This window comes from Loigolactobacillus iwatensis (assembly GCF_003950295.1).
Lineage (GTDB): Bacteria > Bacillota > Bacilli > Lactobacillales > Lactobacillaceae > Loigolactobacillus > Loigolactobacillus iwatensis.
In genome coordinates, this window is sequence record NZ_RHNP01000002.1 from 56,931 (window position 1) to 73,735 (window position 16,805).

A 16,805-nucleotide genomic window follows, 5' to 3' on the forward strand; every position below is an offset into this window, starting at 1 on the left:
CCTAATCGAAGTATAGCATCACACATGATATTGTGAACATTAGGGAAAAGTCTTACTTTTACGAATGAGTTTTATCGGAAAAGCAGTCCTTTTTCGAACTAAAAACATGGCTATCTATTAAAAATTAAGATTTGGAAAGGACGTGAGGGATTGTGAAATCTCGTTTTTTCAAGCGGGTCGAAAAATTTAACGGTAATTTTACGCAACTAGAAGAAAACAACCGCCGTTGGGAGAAACTCTACAAGCAGCGTTGGTCCCATGACAAAGTTGTGCGAACAACACACGGGGTTAACTGTACTGGCTCGTGTAGTTGGAACGTTTACGTTAAGCAGGGCATCATTACTTGGGAGCACCAATCGACAGATTACCCGTCGTGTGGTCCGAATATGCCAGAGTTTGAACCACGTGGCTGTCCTCGTGGGGCAAGCTTTTCTTGGTATGAATACAGCCCAGTTCGGATTAAATATCCGTACGTTCGGGGTAAATTATGGGAACTTTGGGACAAGGCTAATTCTGAGACCGGCGATCCAGTAGCCGCTTGGACAAGCATTGTTGAAGATCCTGAAAAAACGAAGTACTACAAGAGTGCCCGTGGTCATGGTGGTTTGGTTCGAGTTCACTGGGATGAAGCCTTGGAATTAATTTCGGCAATGTTGATTTATACGTTGAAGAAATATGGTCCAGACCGAATTGCTGGTTTCTCACCAATTCCTGCAATGTCAATGATTAGCTACGCATCAGGCGCACGTTTCCTTTCCTTATTAGGTAGCGAAATGTTGAGTTTTTATGATTGGTACGCTGATTTGCCGCCAGCATCACCACAGGTTTGGGGTGAACAAACTGATGTCCCTGAATCTAGTGATTGGTATAACAGTCAGTACATCGTGATGTGGGGCTCAAATGTACCGTTAACGCGGACACCAGATGCTCATTTCATGACCGAGGCTCGTTACCACGGTGCTAAAATCGTTTCCGTCAGCCCAGATTACGCTGAAAACGTTAAGTTTGCGGATAACTGGTTAGCACCACATCCTGGAACTGACGCTGCGTTAGCGCAAGGCATGACCCACGTTATTTTAAATGACTACTACAATAAGCGCGATGAACCACAATTTACTAATTACGTTAAACAATATACAGATCTACCGTTCCTCGTCTTTCTTGATCCTAGTGCGGCCGATGCCAGTCACTATACGTCTGGCCGTTTTGTCCGTATTAGTGATTTAAGCGATCAGCCAATTGTTAATGGCGATTGGAAGACCGTTGTTTGGGACAAGAATACCAATCAGCCAGTCGTACCAAACGGCACAATTGGGCAACGTTGGGAAGATAACCGCAAGTGGAATCTGACGTTGAAGGACGCTGCTGGCAATCCAGTTGAACCTGTACTAAGTGCAGGGACGGAAGGCGCTAACGTTGTGGTTGATTTTCCAGTCTTCAATCAAAGCGGTAACACCGTTTTAAACCGTCACTTACCCGTTCGTTCGGTCCAACTAAAAGATGGCAGTAGTAAATTAGTAACGACGGTCTTTGATTTGATGATGAGTCAGTATGGCATTAAACGCCAGGCCGACGATGATTTGGCGGCTAAGGGTTACGATGACGCTGACAGCTTGTATACACCAGCTTGGCAAGAAAAAGTTACTGGTGTTAAAGCTAGTTTAGTGATTCAAATCGCCCGTGAATTTGCGCAAAATGCCTTAGATACTGGCGGTAAAACAATGGTTATTATGGGCGCCGGCATTAATCACTGGTTTAACAGCGATATGACTTACCGCGCAATCATTAATATGCTAATGCTTTGCGGCTGTGAAGGTGTCTCTGGCGGCGGCTGGGCCCATTATGTTGGTCAGGAAAAATTACGCCCACAAGAAGGTTGGAGCACGATTGCCTTTGCTAATGACTGGCAAAAAGGTGGCGCGCGCCAGCAAAATGGGACGTCTTTCTTCTACTTTGCCAGTGATCAGTGGAAGTACGATGAATTAGATAATCGCGCGCTGAAATCACCAGTTAAGCACACTAAACACGGCTACGATCACCCAGCCGATTATAACCAGTTGGCGATTCGTTTAGGCTGGTTACCTGGCTACCCGCAATTTGATCGCAACTCACTTGATTTTGCGAAGGATTACGGCACAACTGATATTGGTGAAATTAGTAAAAAAGTGGTTAGCGAATTAAAACAAGGCAGTTTGAACTTTGCAGCTGAAGATCCAGATGCTAACGCAAACCAGCCTAAAGGAATGTTTGTTTGGCGGTCAAACTTGTTTGCTTCTTCTGGTAAGGGTCAAGAGTATTTCATGAAACATTTGCTTGGTGCCGAAAATGGTTTGTTAGCTAAATCAAACGATAACTTTAAGCCAACCGAAATGAAGTGGAACGATAAAACAATTGAAGGCAAGCTTGATTTGTTAGTTTCGATGGATTTCCGGATGGTTACGACGCCACTTTACTCTGACGTTGTTCTGCCAGCTGCAACTTGGTATGAAAAAGAAGATTTGTCATCAACTGATATGCACCCATTTATTCACCCATTCAATGCCGCAGTTAATCCACTTTGGGAATCAAAGAGTGATTGGCAGACGTTTGCTGATTTAGCGAAGAAATTTTCTGAAATGGCGAAAAAATACATGCCTGATCCAGTTTACGATTTGAAGACGCAACCGTTAGGCCATGATTCCAAGGCCGAGATTGCCCAACCATTTGGTGAAATCAAAGATTGGAAGAAAGGCGAGATTGAGGCAATTCCTGGGCAAACGATGCCAAGTCTATCCTTAATCAAACGTGATTACAGCCAAGTTTACGACAAATACGTTGCCTTAGGACCCAATGCTAACGGCAATGAAGGCGGCCTTGGTTATTCCTACAATGTTGAGGATCAATACAAGGAATTGTGCGATCGGAATTCCGTTTTTGATGAAGGCTTAAATGCTGGTTGTCCAAAATTGGATCAAGATAAAAAAGTTGCTGAGGCTGTTTTGGTACTTTCCAGTGCCTCTAATGGTCACGTTGCCATGAAAGCTTGGAAGAGTGCTGAAGAAAAGACCGGCATGAAGTTAACTGATATTAGTGCTGGCCGGGCGGAAGATGAAATGACCTTTAAGGACATTACGATTCAACCCCGGGAGGCCATTCCGACGCCAGTCTTCAGTAGTTCAAAGCACGATGGCGATCGTTATTCACCGTTTACCGTTAATATTGAGCGGTTAGTACCGTTTAGAACGCTAACTGGTCGGCAACAATTTTACCTAGACCACGAAGTTTTCCAAGAATATGGTGAAGAGTTGGCCGCTTACAAGCCAACCTTGCCGCCAATGGTTATGGGGCCAAAGGATACGAAAATTGAGCCCGATGATAATGAGTTGACGCTGCGTTACATGACACCGCATGGTAAGTGGAATATTCATACCACCTACTACGATAATCTGGAAATGCTGACCCTGTTCCGTGGTGGGCCTAACGTTTGGATTAGCACGGTGGACGCCGACAAGACGGGGATTAAAGATAATGATTGGCTAGAGTTATATAACCGAAATGGTGTTGTTACCGCCCGGGCAGTTGTCAGTCACCGGATGCCTGAAGGTTCCATGTACATGTACCACGCACAGGATATGGAAATTCAGGAACCATTATCGACAATTACCGGTAACCGTGGTGGTAGTCATAATGCACCAACGCAAATTCACATTAAGCCAACGCAAATGGTTGGTGGCTACGCGCAGTTAAGTTACGGCTTTAACTACTACGGACCAATTGGGAACCAGCGTGATTTATACGTCAAAGTAAGAAAGCTTAAGAAGGTGAAATGGAATGAAGATTAAAGCGCAAATCGGCATGGTTCTGAACCTGGATAAGTGTATCGGTTGTCATACTTGTTCCGTTACATGTAAAAATACTTGGACAAACCGTCCTGGGGCAGAGTACATGTGGTTTAATAACGTTGAAACTAAACCTGGCGTTGGTTATCCCAAACGCTGGGAAGATGAAAGCCATTATCATGGTGGCTGGGAATTAAATAGCAAAGGTAAACTACAGCTAAAAGCTGGGAATAAGCTTAACAAGATTGCTTTAGGCAAGATCTTTTACCAACCAGATATGCCTGAATTAGATGACTACTACGAACCTTGGACCTACGATTACCAAACACTTTTTGGTCCCGAAAAGAAACATCAGCCCGTTGCCCGGGCAAAATCGCAAATTACCGGTGACTACATGGACCTTAAAGGCGGCCCTAACTGGGATGATGATTTAGCTGGATCAACCAATACGTTTGATCAAGATCCTAACATGCAAAAGATTGAAACTGACATTAAGGCTAATTTTGAGCAGGCCTTTATGATGTACCTACCACGTTTATGTGAGCATTGTTTAAACGCACCTTGTGTGGCTTCTTGCCCTTCAGGTGCCATGTATAAACGTGATGAAGATGGGATCGTTTTGGTTGACCAGGAACGCTGCCGTGGCTGGCGTTTTTGTATGACTGGCTGTCCTTACAAGAAAGTTTACTTTAACTGGCGAACAAATAAGGCTGAAAAATGTACCTTCTGTTATCCTCGGATTGAAGAAGGCATGCCAACTGTTTGTGCCGAAACTTGTGTTGGCCGAATTCGCTACATTGGTGCCATTTTATATGACGCTGATCGCGTGGCTGAAGCTGCTGAAGAACCTGATGACACTAAATTATACGAATCACAATTAAGTTTATTCTTAGATCCAAATGATCCTGAAGTCATCAAACAGGCACGCAAAGACGGTGTTAACGATGAAATGATCAAAGCTGCGCAAAATTCACCGATTTACCGGATGGCCGTCAAAGAAAAGATTGCCTTCCCGTTACACCCTGAATACCGCACAATGCCAATGGTTTGGTACATTCCACCGTTGTCACCAATCATGAACTACTTTGAAGGCCGCGATTCGATCAATGATCCTGAAATGATTTTCCCAGGAATTGACGAAATGCGGATCCCCGTTGATTATTTAGCTAGCTTATTGTCAGGTGGTAATAAGGAAGTTATCAAAGCCGCGCTGTACAAATTAGCGATGATGCGTTTGTACATGCGGGCACGGACAAGTGGTAAGGACTTTGACGTTAGCAAGTTAGGCCGCGTTAATTTAAACGAGCGGACAGCAACGTCACTTTACCGATTATTGGCCATTGCTAAATACGAAGATCGTTTCGTTATTCCACAAAATCACAAGGAACAAGTGGAGGATGGCTACGCAGAACAAGGCGAATTAGGCTATGACGAATGCCAAGGCTGTTCCTTAGCACCACAACATAGCAGTATGTTCAAGAAGGCGGAAGAAGGAAAATCGACTGCCGAAATTTACTCAGAAACATTCTATGGGGGGATCTGGCGTGATTAATATTCAACGAGTTGACGAATTACGGCCGGGTTTTGTTTATTTTTCACATTTGCTAGATTACCCGGATGATGAAGTCATGTTACCGACATTTTTGAGTGATTTTCAGCGGGATTATCCCGAAACTGAAAACAAGGCGGCTTTTGTTAAATGGATTGAAAAAATGCAGTCAAAGTCGTTATTTAATCTTCAAAAAGAATACTCGAATTTATTTGAGTTAAATAAACGCTTTACGCTTTATCTGAGTTACTATCGTTACCAGGATTCCCGTGAGCGCGGCCAGTTATTGGCTAAGCTTAAAATGTTGTACGAGATGTTTGGGGTGTCCGTTGATGGCGATGAATTGGCCGATTACTTTCCGTTGATGCTGGAGTTTTTATCCTACGGTGAGTGGGATCAGGATGAACGCCAGCAGGATATTGGCCTAGTTTTCCAAGTTATTGAAGATGGCACTTATAACATTATCCAAAATGAAGTTGAGTACGCCGACGAGGATTACCTTGAGTTGGTTCGACTTTTGCGTCAGGAATTTAAATCATGCATTGTTCCGCAACAGGAGGTGGCTCGCTCATGATGGCGCACCCGTTTCAGTTCCTTTTATGGACTTTTTACCCGTACCTCATGCTAGGCTCGTTTTTCTTCGGTACCATTATTCGGTTTGCCTTTTTCCACCCAACGGTTACGGCAAAGTCTAGCGAAATTTTAGAAAAAAAGACTTTAATGATTGGTAGTATTTTATTTCACGTTGGGATTATTGGTGTGTTCTTTGGCCACATTGCTGGAATTTTCATTCCTAAGGCTTGGACCGATGCATTGGGGATTAGCAATGAGATGTACCATATGTTTGCGCTGGGCGCTGGTGGCGTCTTTGGTATTATGGCAACCGTGGGTGTTTACGTTCTGTGTTTCCGCCGCTACCATAACCACCGAGTTTTTCACGCCAGCTCAATCGGTGACCTTGTGATCATCACTGCTTTGACGATTGAAATCACGTTGGGGATGTCATCTTCATTTATTGCTGGTCCAATGAATCCGTCGTTTAATTACCGGACCTCATTAGCAATTTGGGTACGTCAATTATTCATGTTCCACCCCGATTTTCGACTGATGTTAAACGTGCCATTACTTTATAAATGCCACGTTGTCTTCGGTCTCATGATTTTCGGTGCATTCCCGTATACACGCCTAGTCCACGCTTTAGCGTTGCCATGGCAGTATATTTTCCGCCGCTTCATCGTTTACCGAAAAAAGCCACAAATCTAAAAGAAGCGAAAAAAAGAGCGCTAAGATTCTGAGGATTAGCCTAAGAAGGCGATTTGGCCATGAAATGGCCGAATTGACTTCTGTAGCTACTACTCCGCGGCTGGAATATTTTTAGCATAAAACGCTAAAAAATTCTGATGCTACGTACGTTGACCATTCAACTATGGCGAAGATCGCCAAGTTGAAACATGGCAACCGCAGGAATCTGCTCTTTTTTTCGTGATCAAGAAAACATATTTGGTCGTTATATAAGGTTGGTTGGCCCTTTTCCACAAAACAAAATTAATGCACCGCACAAAACTCAGTTTGACTTGCGCAATTATTCGTATAAAGTAAAGCGTATCAATGATAAAAAGGAAGTTATCAGTATGATTAAATTGGTTCAGCCAAGTGAGCTTCAGCAAGTGATTACGTTTTACGAAAATCTTATTGATGGCATGCAAAACGCCAAGTTTCCCACAGATTGGAAGAAGGGCATCTATCCAAGTATTACTTATCTTAGCGCTGCTGTGCGACGACAAGAATTGTTTGTTGATTGGCAAGATGATGTGATTGTTAGCGCGATGGTGCTTAATAGTGCCGCTAATGCAGGTTATAAGCAGGCTAATTGGTCGCTGGATGTTGCCGACTCTGAGGTATTGTTGATTCACACTTTAGGCGTGGCACCACAACAGGGTCACGGTATCGCCCAGCAAATGGTCAAATTTGCAGTGGATTATGCCCGGCAACAGCATAAACAAACCATTCATTTGGATGCAATTGGGACTAATTTACCAGCGCAAAATTTGTATTCAGCTTGCGGGTTCACCTGTGTTGGGACCTTTAAGCTTTTTTATGAAGATACTGGTGTGACTGATTTTTTACTGTATGAATTGAATTTGTAGGGAATTGAGTTGGTGTCGGCCTGTTTGACTTGGTTGACACTGGCTTTTTTTTTGGATTGTGGGGGTGCCTGTGGTTGTTTTTGTAGACGTTTTTTTGTGGAAACGTGTTTGAAAAGGCTGATTCCTGCGGTTGCCATATTTCAACTTGGCGGTTTTCGCCTTAGTTGAATGGACAACATATGAAGCATCAAGATTATTAGCGTACTTGGCTAATAATCCTCAATTGCGGAATAGTAGCTACAATCGCCAAATAATTCATTTCATGAATTATTCGTCAATTTAGGCTAATTGAATATTGTTTGGGTCAGTGTTTTGTTGGCAAATTTAGCGTAAACGTGCGAAAAAAGCAGGTTCCTGCGCTTAGCTACGATCACCAAATCATCTGTTTCACAGATAATTAGGCAATCTAGGCTAATGCTCAGAACCTAGACGCTTTTTTGGCACTCTCTAGTTAGGGAATTCCCCATAAATTGAATTAAGGGGTTCACAGTTGGGGGTAAACGTGATAAGTTTACATTAGTAAATGTTTACAGACGTAAACTAATAAATCACGCAGGTGGTTAATATAAAGGGGGCGCCCAGAATGACTGAGGGGCACTTTTCAATTGAGGGAATGGTTTGTGCAAGCTGTGTTCAGGCAGTAACCGACGCAACGCAGGCAGTTCCTGGGGTCAAACAGGCAATTGTAAATTTGGCAACCGAGAAAATGAAGGTTGCTTTTGAACCAAAGAGTGTTGACGTTACGGCGGTGGAACAGGCCGTCAAGGAAGCAGGATACGAGGCTCGTTTACAGGCGGCTTCGCAAACTTACAATATCGAAGGCATGGTTTGTGCCAGTTGCGTTGCTGCTGTCGAGCAGGCGGCTGCCGCAACGGCTGGTGTTTTAAAGGCTAGTGTTAATTTGGCAACTGAGAAATTGCACATCAATGTCGATACGCAGCAACTGCCAACTGGTGGGATTGAACAGGCTGTTGCAGCGGCAGGGTATCAGGCCAAGCTAATTGATCAGGAAGAAGATCGTGCCAAGGTTGAGGCCGATCAAAGGCAGCGTAAGCAAGAGCAATTGCAGCAGATGTGGCGGCGATTTGTTGCTTCGGCGTGTCTGACAATTCCGTTGCTGTATTTAGCAATGGGTGGCATGTTAGGTGCGCCACTACCACAGTGGTTGCAGCAGCCACTTGCCAGCGCCTTAATGGAATTGGTTTTGACGGTGCCAGTTATGTGGCTGAACCGCGATTATTACCGCATCGGCTTTAGTACTTGGTTTAAACGACATCCAAACATGGATACTTTGGTTGCAGTTGGGACCAGCGCTGCTTTTATTTATAGTTTTGTCCAAACGATTCAATTAATCGTGGTTCAACACCCGGCGGAATTTTATTATGAGGCTGTGGCCACCGTTTTAACCTTGATTACTTTAGGCAAATACTTTGAAACTCGCGCCAAGACAAAAACGGCGCATTCGCTAACGGCATTACTAAATTTAGCGCCGAAAACGGCCGTCGTTTTACAACAAGGGCAACAGGTAACCGTTAACGCCAGTGACGTTAAAACTGGTGACACCTTGATTGTTAAACCCGGCGCCAGTATTCCAGTGGACGGTAAAATTTTAAGCGGACAAAGTAGTGTCGATGAGTCAATGTTGACTGGTGAAAGCCAACCCGTTAGCAAACAACCTGGTGATCAGGTTATTGGTGCTAGTTTAAATCAAACTGGTGAATTGACCTACGAAGCGACTAAAGTTGGCGCGCAAACCGTCTTAGCGCAGATTGTTAAGTTGGTTGAAACTGCGCAAGAAAGTAAGGCGCCCATCGCTAAATTGGCCGACGTTATTTCCGGAATCTTTGTGCCTGTTATTATGGCTTTAGCAACGTTGGCCGCTGCTGGCTGGTTTTTTACCGGGCATTCACTGGCCTTTAGCTTGACAATTTTCGTCGCGGTCCTTGTAATTGCCTGCCCCTGTGCGCTAGGTCTAGCAACGCCGACTGCCATTATGGTCGGCACTGGCAAGGGTGCGGAAAACGGTATTTTGATCAAAGATGGCGCCGCTTTAGAAGCCATGGCCGGATTGGACACACTCGTTTTAGACAAAACAGGCACAATTACTAAAGGGCAGCCGGCTGTGACGGCAATTCAAACCTTTAATGGCTATTCCCGGGAAACTGCCTTGCAATTGGCTGCCAGCTTGGAACAATATTCGGAACATCCTTTGGGTAAAGCAGTTCTAACGGCCGCCGACCAATTGACGCTAAATCCAGTTACGGCATTTAAAGCAGTACCTGGTTACGGGATCCAAGGCCAAATCGCTGGCACGGACGTTTATTTGGGCAATCAGGCTTGGTTGGCCAAACAACAGCTTGAGGTGGCGGCTTCAGTTGCACAGTTTACCTCGGCTGGCCAAACACCGCTTTATTTGGCCAAGGACAAGCAGTTGGTTGCGATTTTAGCAGTAGCTGACCCAGTTAAGGCCACTAGTGCCGCCGCAATTGCCGCTTTACGGAAACATGGCCGCCAAGTTGTGATGTTGACCGGGGATAATGAACAAACAGCTCAAGCAGTCGCTAAGCAAGTTGGAGTGAGCCAAGTCATTAGCCAGGTTTTACCAGCAGATAAGGCCCAGGTAGTTGCCAAATTACAGCGGCAGGGCAAAAAAGTTGGCATGGTCGGTGACGGCATTAATGACGCCCCAGCGTTGGCCCAGGCCGAAGTTGGTTTTGCCATGGGTAGCGGCACCGATGTTGCAGTTGATTCCGCCGACGTCGTGCTTTTAAACAGCGATTTAGCAACCGTTGTGACCGCGCTAAATCTATCCCAGCGAACCGTACGCAACATTAAAGAAAATCTATTTTGGGCCTTTGCCTACAATTTGATTGGCGTACCGATTGCCATGGGTCTGCTGTACCTCTTCGGCGGACCACTGCTTAACCCAATGATTGCCGGGGCAGCAATGAGTTTTAGTTCCGTTTCTGTGTTATTGAATGCATTGCGACTGAAACGATTTAAGGCACCACGATTAGAAGAAACATTGGTTAAAAAAGATAGTGATGAACAAAAGGTTGTTTCAGTTGATTAATTAGAAATTTTATTTGAAATTATTTTGTAGCTGAATTTGCTTAAACGTGTTTGAAAAAGCAGATTCCTGCGGTTGCCATGTTTCAACTTGGCGCTTTTCGCCTTGCTAGTTCTTGCGGTGACCGAGACGAACTTAGTCGAGGAAACACAGTTATGGACTTTATAACTGTGCCCCTTGGTTTTGCCACAAGAATAGACAACATTCGAAGCATCATGAGTTATTTGTGATCTTTGCAAATAACTAACCGTAATTGCGAAGTAGTAGTTGAATGGACAACGTATGAAGCATCAAGATTATTAGCGTATTTGGCTAATAATCCTCAATTGCGGAATAGTGGCTACAACAGCCAAATCACCTTTTTCAAAGGTAATTCGTCTGTTTAGGCCGCGATTCGGACTTTGGTTCATCCTAGTCCGATCGACAACGTCAGTAATCCTCAGAGCCACGTTTCTTGCGGTGACCGAGACGAACTTAGTCGAGGAAACACAGTTATGGACTTTATAACTTTGCCCCTTGGTTTTTGCCACAAGAATGGCCATCGTTCGTAGCATCAAGATTATTAGCGATTCTAGCTAATAATCCTCAATTGTGAAGTAGAATCTAACCGCTTTTTCAAACACTCTCGAAAGGATGATAAATTATGACCCAAGTTGTTAAAATTGAAGGTATGAAGTGTGATGGATGTGTAAAAGCTGTTACGGAGGCTTTTGAAAATGTTGCTGGCGTCAAATCTGCGCAAGTTGATTTAGCTAAGAAACAAGCAACGGTTGAAGGTAATGTTGATTCGGCAGCTTTAGCGGCTAGTCTTAAGGAAACCAGTTACCGGGTTGTTGAAGCCTAAATAAAAAGTGTGGAAATCTGAAGCAGACGTTTTAAATTAAAAATATTCCTAGTCAAAAAAAGAAGTCAGGGCAAAATTAATTTTTTGCTCTGGCTTCTTTTTATGCGCAATTTTTCTGAATGTTAATTAAATAACAACCTTTTCTTATCGTTTTCTTAATCACTGTCTGTTCAAAGGCTGCTAAATCAACAATCTTCATCGGCTGCTCATTCAATATTAGATTTATGTTCATAAACTCTTCGTAATTTAACTTTAGTGTTATCACTATCAGCTAGGCCAAATGAAATCAATCGTCGTTTGTTGAACGGACTGATTGAAACGAGGTAACTGACTATGTTCGGTATTTTTACCGTAGAAAATTTTCTGACGGTATTCCTTAACTTGTTTGTCCAAAGCATAACGTAATGAAAGGGCGGAAACTAATGAAACGACACCATCGGAATTGGTGCCATCCAAGCGATTACCAGCAATTGCAAGTACGCGCGTTTGTTTCGGAAATTGGTTGCGGTGCTTCAATATTTCCTGATATTCAGGGTGAATAATTGCTGGGCGGCCACTTGCTAGAAAATGATTTTCATTAACGCGATCATCCCGCCAAAGAGCACCGTCAAAGGAACCCGCAATGACAACCAAGCGTTTTAGTTTCAGAGCGGGTTGGTGTTCGTTGGCGATAACCAGGGCAAGGCTGCCACGTGAGTGACCAACGGCATTGTAATTTTTCAGATTATACTTTTCCTTCAAAATGGTTAACAAACGATTTAGCCACTGGGCGTCCAGATTCCAATTTGCCTGGTTGTTTTGGAAAATAACTTGAATGATTGGGTGCTTAACGGATTTTGGCCAGCGACCGATGAATTGGATTTTTTGCGGCGTTATTTCAGCAATTAAAACACGCTGGCCTTTTCGTTCTAACTCGGCTCGATCAATTAACGGTCCCAATGAATTCAGGCCGCCGTGGTAACCATGAACAAAAAGGGTCGGCGTTGCGTAGCTGGATTTCACTGCTGCGCGGCTAGCAGTAACCGGCAACAAAAGAAGTATGACTAATAGAAGAAACCAACGTAAATGGCGCATGACTAGACCTTCCTTGAAGCTTATTTCATTGTAGTAGGTGTTTGCAAAAATGCTAAGATTTTCTTTTCCAAACACGTTTACGCTAGATTATCAGTTTGAAAAAAATTTGCAACTAAAACAGATTAATTTAAGACGAATCTTAAAGAGTGTAGCTAGGCGTGAAAAGTCCTTTAGTGCATGTTTTAAATGGATGAAAATTAAAAATAAACACTAACACTGAGGAGGTGCCATGTTTCGAGTACGCGAACTACGCGTTAGGAGAATGGACATCATCCGAAAATAGGATTTTGGGCTTGCCCAAAATAGACACTAACACTGAGGAGGTGCCATGTTTCGAGTGTGCGAACTTAGCACTAGGAGAATGGACATCATCGGAAAACAAGATTTTGTGCACGGCCCAAAATAGACACTAACACTGAGGAGGTGGGGTAATGGCAACAAAACGGCGGTATCTTTATGAAGTCGATTTTATGCGCGTCTTTTTTATTTTTGGAGTATTAACGGTTCATACCTTTTCATTGTATGTTCTGCAATTAAGTGGTTCGGCGGCCGATGTTACCAATGCCGTTCACGCGAGCCTTCATTTTACCCGAATGGGCTTCATGTTTATGACCGGGATGGTTTTATTCATTACACACTACAATCGGCCGTTGCGTCCTTTTAGATTTTGGTTAAAACGTTATATTGCAGTTGGAATTCCGTATTTATTTTGGAACGCTTTATACGTTAGCCAGCTCGTAAAAAGTCATTTCATCAGGCAAGAGCAGATTCACAGTCTGGCCGAATTTGGTTCAGCGTACTGGGATGCTTTGATTCACGGCAATGTGAGTTTTATGTATTACGTGTTAGTTACTTTCCAGCTGTACTTGGTATTTCCGCTATTACGCTGGTTTTTACGCCGCTTTTCAACGCAACATTTGAAAATTCTTATTGGTGGTGTGGTATTTCAGCTAATCATGTTGGTTGGCATTAAATACGGACTGCCCCACGTTGACACTAGTCACTGGCCGTTTTTATTACGTAATTACGGCAGTTTTGTTTTAACTTACCAGATTTATTTTCTAGCTGGTGGGCTTCTAGCCATTCATTATGACAAGATCGGCCAATTAATTGATCAGCACGCGCGCCTGATTTGGCGAACCTTGATTGGTGCGTTGCTGCTTAGTCCAATTTATTATTTATACAACACGCGGATTCTTGGGCTAAGCGCCAGTGCCGCCAAATCAGTTCACCAACCACTGATGATGGTTTATGCCTTTATTGTAATTATGGCCGTGTTATTACTTGGCCGGCGTTACGCAAACTTCCGGGCACGAACACCAAACGCTTGGCAAGTTCGCTTTATTAGCCTAGGTGCTAAATTGAGCTTTGGCATTTATTTAAGCCAAACCTTAGCTCTATGGTTGGCCGAAGTTCTGATGCCAAACCTTGCTAAACAGCCAGGGTGGTTAATTATTGCCCTTCCAATCACGAGCATCGGTGTTTTTGCCACAGCTTTTGTTATTGCTTACTGTTTTTACCGAACGCCAGTCCTTTGCCATCTCATCGGCCGGCCATCAATTAAGAAAGGGGCACGAAATCATGTCACAACTTACCGAACAAATCAATCAAACCTTAAAGAACCATTACAACCAGAAATTAATCAAGGAGGTCGTCACTAACGAATGGTTTACCGGCCGCCAAATCAGCGCCGACCGTGATCAGTTAGTCGCTCGTTTGCGGGAACAAGGAATTGTTGCCGGTGATTTAGTGCTGGTTAGCTTACCAAATTCCGTTGGGTACGTCACAGTCTTACTGGCGCTACTGGATTTAGGCGCGATCAGCTACACGATTGATCCGGCAATGCCCCGCCAAGAATTAACGACAGTTTTGGCAAAGGAACACTATGCGGCCGCATTTTTCAGCCCACAGCACGTTGCTATGTTGGCCGAGCTGCAAAGTGAAGGTCTTGAATTTCAGGAAAACAGTTACTCACTGTTAACGGCACCGGCGCTAACTGGTTACTTAGTTAAACAACAGGATTTTGTTCACGGTGAAAAATTAAAGCAGTACCGGCAAAAACAAACCCAGACGTTGGGTGTGCTACTTTACACTTCCGGGACAACCGGCGCCCCTAAAGCCGTTGTCTTAAATCACGAACAATTACTCGCGGCGGCCGAAGATGTTGCCAAATCCCAAGAATTGACGATGGCTGATCGGACCTTGTTAGTTTTGCCGTTATTCCACATTAATGCCCAAGTTATTTCCCTTTTGGCAACACTAATTTCTGGAGGAACGATTGTGATGGTACGCAAATTCAGTGCCTCACATTTCTGGCCATTGTTGGCACAAGAAGGCATTACTTGGGTATCGGCGGCACCAGCAGTTATCGCTATTTTACTTAAACGGCAACAGACACCAATTTTAGCGTTGCCACATTTACGTTTTATTCGCTCAGCCTCAGCGCCACTAGCGGCCGATTTGCAAAGTGAATTCCAAACTGCTTTTCAAGTGCCGATTATCCAGGGCTACGGTATGACGGAAGCTGCCAGTCAAATTACCGTCAACCCGTTGCGCCACGCCAAATTAGGCTCGGTTGGTAAAGCAACGGAAACGCAAGTTAGGATTAACGATTCAAACGATACAGTGGCGGCACCACTTAGCGTTGGCGAAGTTCTTTTGAAGGGCAAGCACGTCATTCATCATTACGTTGACCGCCAGCACGACACTGATTTTGAAAATGGTTGGTTTAAAACGGGCGATCTGGGCTACTTGGATCAAGATGGTTACCTATTCTTGGTCGGCCGGAAGAAAGAGATGATCAATCGCAGTGGGGACAAGATTAACCCCAATGAAGTTGAATCAGTTCTGCTTCAGTTACCGCAAATCGATCAAGCGGCGGTTATCGGGCTACCAGACCCAATTTATGGTGAAAAAGTAGTCGCCGCGGTTGTTTTAAGCCAGCCGGTAGGAATCGAACCAGCGGAACTGGCTCAAAGAATCATTGCCTACACCAAGGAACAATTATCTCGTTTTAAATGTCCCAGTGAAATTGTATTTTTGGCCCAGCTACCTTTAGGCCCAACTGGTAAGGTCAAACGGCGGCAACTAAAGCAAAGTTTATTGAAGGTTTAGGTGAGTAAATGCGCAAACGAAAAAAACTAATTATATTTCTGGCTTTTATCCTGCTTTGGGCCGTTGTCGCAATCTTTGGTTATTCTAAAACGCAGGCCAATCAGTCATCGTCAAGTAATCTGACAACGATTCGTGTTGGCTATCAAAAGGGTGATATTTTTGATATTGCCCGAACCCAAGGCGATTTAGCCAAGGACATGAAGAAGAAGGGCTATAAGATTGTCTGGAAACAATTTCAGAGTGGCAGTGCCTTACTTCAGGCCTTGTCCGCCGGCGAGTTGGATTACGGTCGAACTGGGGATACGCCGCCAGTAACGGCCCAGGCCTCGGGAACCAAGCTAGTCTACATTGGTGCCGCCTATTCTAAGGCCGCCGGTAGTGGCATCTTGGTGCCAAAAGGCTCGTCAATTACCAGTTTGGCCCAGCTTAAAGGCAAAAAAGTTGCCTATTCCAAAGGCTCAAGCTCACATTATTTACTCCTGAAAGCTTTGAAAAAGGCCGGCCTAAAAGCAAGTGATATTGATTGGGTGGACCTCGATCCAGCCGCGGCCAACATCGCTTTTTCAAAAGGAAAAGTCGATGCGTGGGCCATCTGGGATCCATACACGGCGGCCGCGCAAGTTCAACAAAACGCAACGCTATTGACCAACGCCAAAGGATTGACAACTGACCGCGACTTCATTCTAGGCACTCAGGCATTTGCCACCGGCCACCGCAATGTTTCTAAATTGCTCTTAAAAGAGATGCAAAAGAGCATGAAGTGGGCAAACGGACACCACACTGAGTTAATTAATGAAATGAGCAAATCATTGTCCCTACCAAAATCGGCAATTAAAAAGATGGTAGAACGCCGGAATTACGGTATCCAAGCAATCAATAATCAAATCATTAAAGAACAACAAGATATCGCCGATTTGTTCTACCAGGATGGTCTGATTAGTAAGAAGGTTGAAGTTAAGAAGATAGTGCTGAGTAAAAAATAGAGGGAGTGTGATAAAAGGCGTTCATATTCTGAGGATTAGCCTAGATTGACGAATAATTTATGAAATAAATTGTTTGGCGATCGTAGCTAACCGCAGGAATATGCCTTTTAACGCACGTTCCAGAATAGAAGGAGTGGCACAAAAAGGCGCTCAGGCTCCGAGCATTACTGACGATGTCGATCGGACTAGGATGAACCAAAGTCCGA

At 44.2% G+C, this 16,805-nt stretch carries 11 protein-coding genes; 10 read left to right on the forward strand and 1 reads right to left on the reverse strand.

What is annotated here, in order from left to right; translation table 11 throughout:
- The first annotated feature begins 152 nt into the window (after nucleotides 1-152).
- The 7 genes from EKM98_RS01230 to EKM98_RS01260 all read left to right on the forward strand — a co-directional run bounded on the left by EKM98_RS01230 (nucleotide 153) and on the right by EKM98_RS01260 (nucleotide 11,428).
- Nucleotides 153-3,821 (forward strand): nitrate reductase subunit alpha, encoded by a 3,669-nt coding sequence (locus EKM98_RS01230; protein ID WP_164512643.1) that lies wholly within the window; start codon nucleotides 153-155, stop codon nucleotides 3,819-3,821.
- Complete coding sequence (narH, locus tag EKM98_RS01235; RefSeq protein WP_125979936.1) at nucleotides 3,811-5,370, forward strand: nitrate reductase subunit beta; 1,560 nt, start codon at nucleotides 3,811-3,813, stop codon at nucleotides 5,368-5,370. Before EKM98_RS01230 ends, narH begins: the two co-directional genes overlap by 11 nt.
- Entirely contained in the window at nucleotides 5,363-5,941 is a 579-nt protein-coding gene (gene narJ / locus EKM98_RS01240) for a nitrate reductase molybdenum cofactor assembly chaperone (protein WP_125979938.1), read from the forward strand. Before narH ends, narJ begins: the two co-directional genes overlap by 8 nt.
- A complete protein-coding gene (gene narI, locus EKM98_RS01245; protein WP_068281242.1) occupies nucleotides 5,941-6,630 on the forward strand; it encodes a respiratory nitrate reductase subunit gamma in 690 nt (229 codons plus the stop codon). The genes narJ and narI overlap by 1 nt, the downstream gene beginning before the upstream one ends.
- A gap of 368 nt (nucleotides 6,631-6,998) precedes the next feature.
- Nucleotides 6,999-7,514, forward strand: coding sequence for a GNAT family N-acetyltransferase (locus EKM98_RS01250; RefSeq protein ID WP_125979942.1), 516 nt, complete (start codon nucleotides 6,999-7,001; stop codon nucleotides 7,512-7,514).
- Nucleotides 7,515-8,097: 583 nt separating this feature from the next.
- Nucleotides 8,098-10,587: a heavy metal translocating P-type ATPase gene (locus tag EKM98_RS01255; RefSeq protein ID WP_125979944.1), complete on the forward strand. Its 2,490-nt coding sequence runs from the start codon at nucleotides 8,098-8,100 to the stop codon at nucleotides 10,585-10,587.
- Between the two features lie 640 nt (nucleotides 10,588-11,227).
- Nucleotides 11,228-11,428 (forward strand): heavy-metal-associated domain-containing protein, encoded by a 201-nt coding sequence (locus EKM98_RS01260; RefSeq protein ID WP_125979946.1) that lies wholly within the window; start codon nucleotides 11,228-11,230, stop codon nucleotides 11,426-11,428.
- Nucleotides 11,429-11,695: 267 nt separating this feature from the next.
- Here the strand turns inward: EKM98_RS01260 and EKM98_RS01265 are convergent, their stop codons facing one another.
- The gene (locus EKM98_RS01265) at nucleotides 11,696-12,502 is read right to left on the reverse strand and encodes an alpha/beta hydrolase (RefSeq protein ID WP_125979948.1); all 807 of its coding nucleotides are present in this window, start codon (nucleotides 12,500-12,502) and stop codon (nucleotides 11,696-11,698) included.
- A gap of 431 nt (nucleotides 12,503-12,933) precedes the next feature.
- On the opposite strand from EKM98_RS01265, the gene EKM98_RS01270 reads away from it, so the two are divergent.
- Genes EKM98_RS01270 through EKM98_RS01280 form a run of 3 tightly spaced genes read left to right on the forward strand, consistent with a single transcriptional unit; the run spans nucleotide 12,934 to nucleotide 16,599 of the window.
- Entirely contained in the window at nucleotides 12,934-14,163 is a 1,230-nt protein-coding gene (locus EKM98_RS01270; protein ID WP_125979950.1) for an acyltransferase, read from the forward strand.
- Nucleotides 14,084-15,616 (forward strand): AMP-binding protein, encoded by a 1,533-nt coding sequence (locus tag EKM98_RS01275; RefSeq protein WP_125979952.1) that lies wholly within the window; start codon nucleotides 14,084-14,086, stop codon nucleotides 15,614-15,616. Before EKM98_RS01270 ends, EKM98_RS01275 begins: the two co-directional genes overlap by 80 nt.
- Nucleotides 15,617-15,624: 8 nt before the next feature.
- On the forward strand, nucleotides 15,625-16,599 hold the full coding sequence (locus EKM98_RS01280) for an aliphatic sulfonate ABC transporter substrate-binding protein (RefSeq protein WP_125979954.1): 975 nt from the start codon (nucleotides 15,625-15,627) through the stop codon (nucleotides 16,597-16,599).
- Nucleotides 16,600-16,805 lie beyond the last annotated feature (206 nt).

Bases quoted from the DNA above. Each gene is read 5' to 3' on its own strand.
- narH (WP_125979936.1), top strand. From the start codon at position 3,811: ATGAAGATTAAAGCGCAAATCGGCATGGTTCTGAACCTGGATAAGTGT.
- narI (WP_068281242.1), top strand. From the start codon at position 5,941: ATGGCGCACCCGTTTCAGTTCCTTTTATGGACTTTTTACCCGTACCTC.
- EKM98_RS01250 (WP_125979942.1), top strand. From the start codon at position 6,999: ATGATTAAATTGGTTCAGCCAAGTGAGCTTCAGCAAGTGATTACGTTT.
- EKM98_RS01255 (WP_125979944.1), top strand. From the start codon at position 8,098: ATGACTGAGGGGCACTTTTCAATTGAGGGAATGGTTTGTGCAAGCTGT.
- EKM98_RS01260 (WP_125979946.1), top strand. From the start codon at position 11,228: ATGACCCAAGTTGTTAAAATTGAAGGTATGAAGTGTGATGGATGTGTA.
- EKM98_RS01265 (WP_125979948.1), bottom strand. From the start codon at position 12,502: ATGCGCCATTTACGTTGGTTTCTTCTATTAGTCATACTTCTTTTGTTG.
- EKM98_RS01270 (WP_125979950.1), top strand. From the start codon at position 12,934: ATGGCAACAAAACGGCGGTATCTTTATGAAGTCGATTTTATGCGCGTC.
- EKM98_RS01275 (WP_125979952.1), top strand. From the start codon at position 14,084: ATGTCACAACTTACCGAACAAATCAATCAAACCTTAAAGAACCATTAC.
- EKM98_RS01280 (WP_125979954.1), top strand. From the start codon at position 15,625: ATGCGCAAACGAAAAAAACTAATTATATTTCTGGCTTTTATCCTGCTT.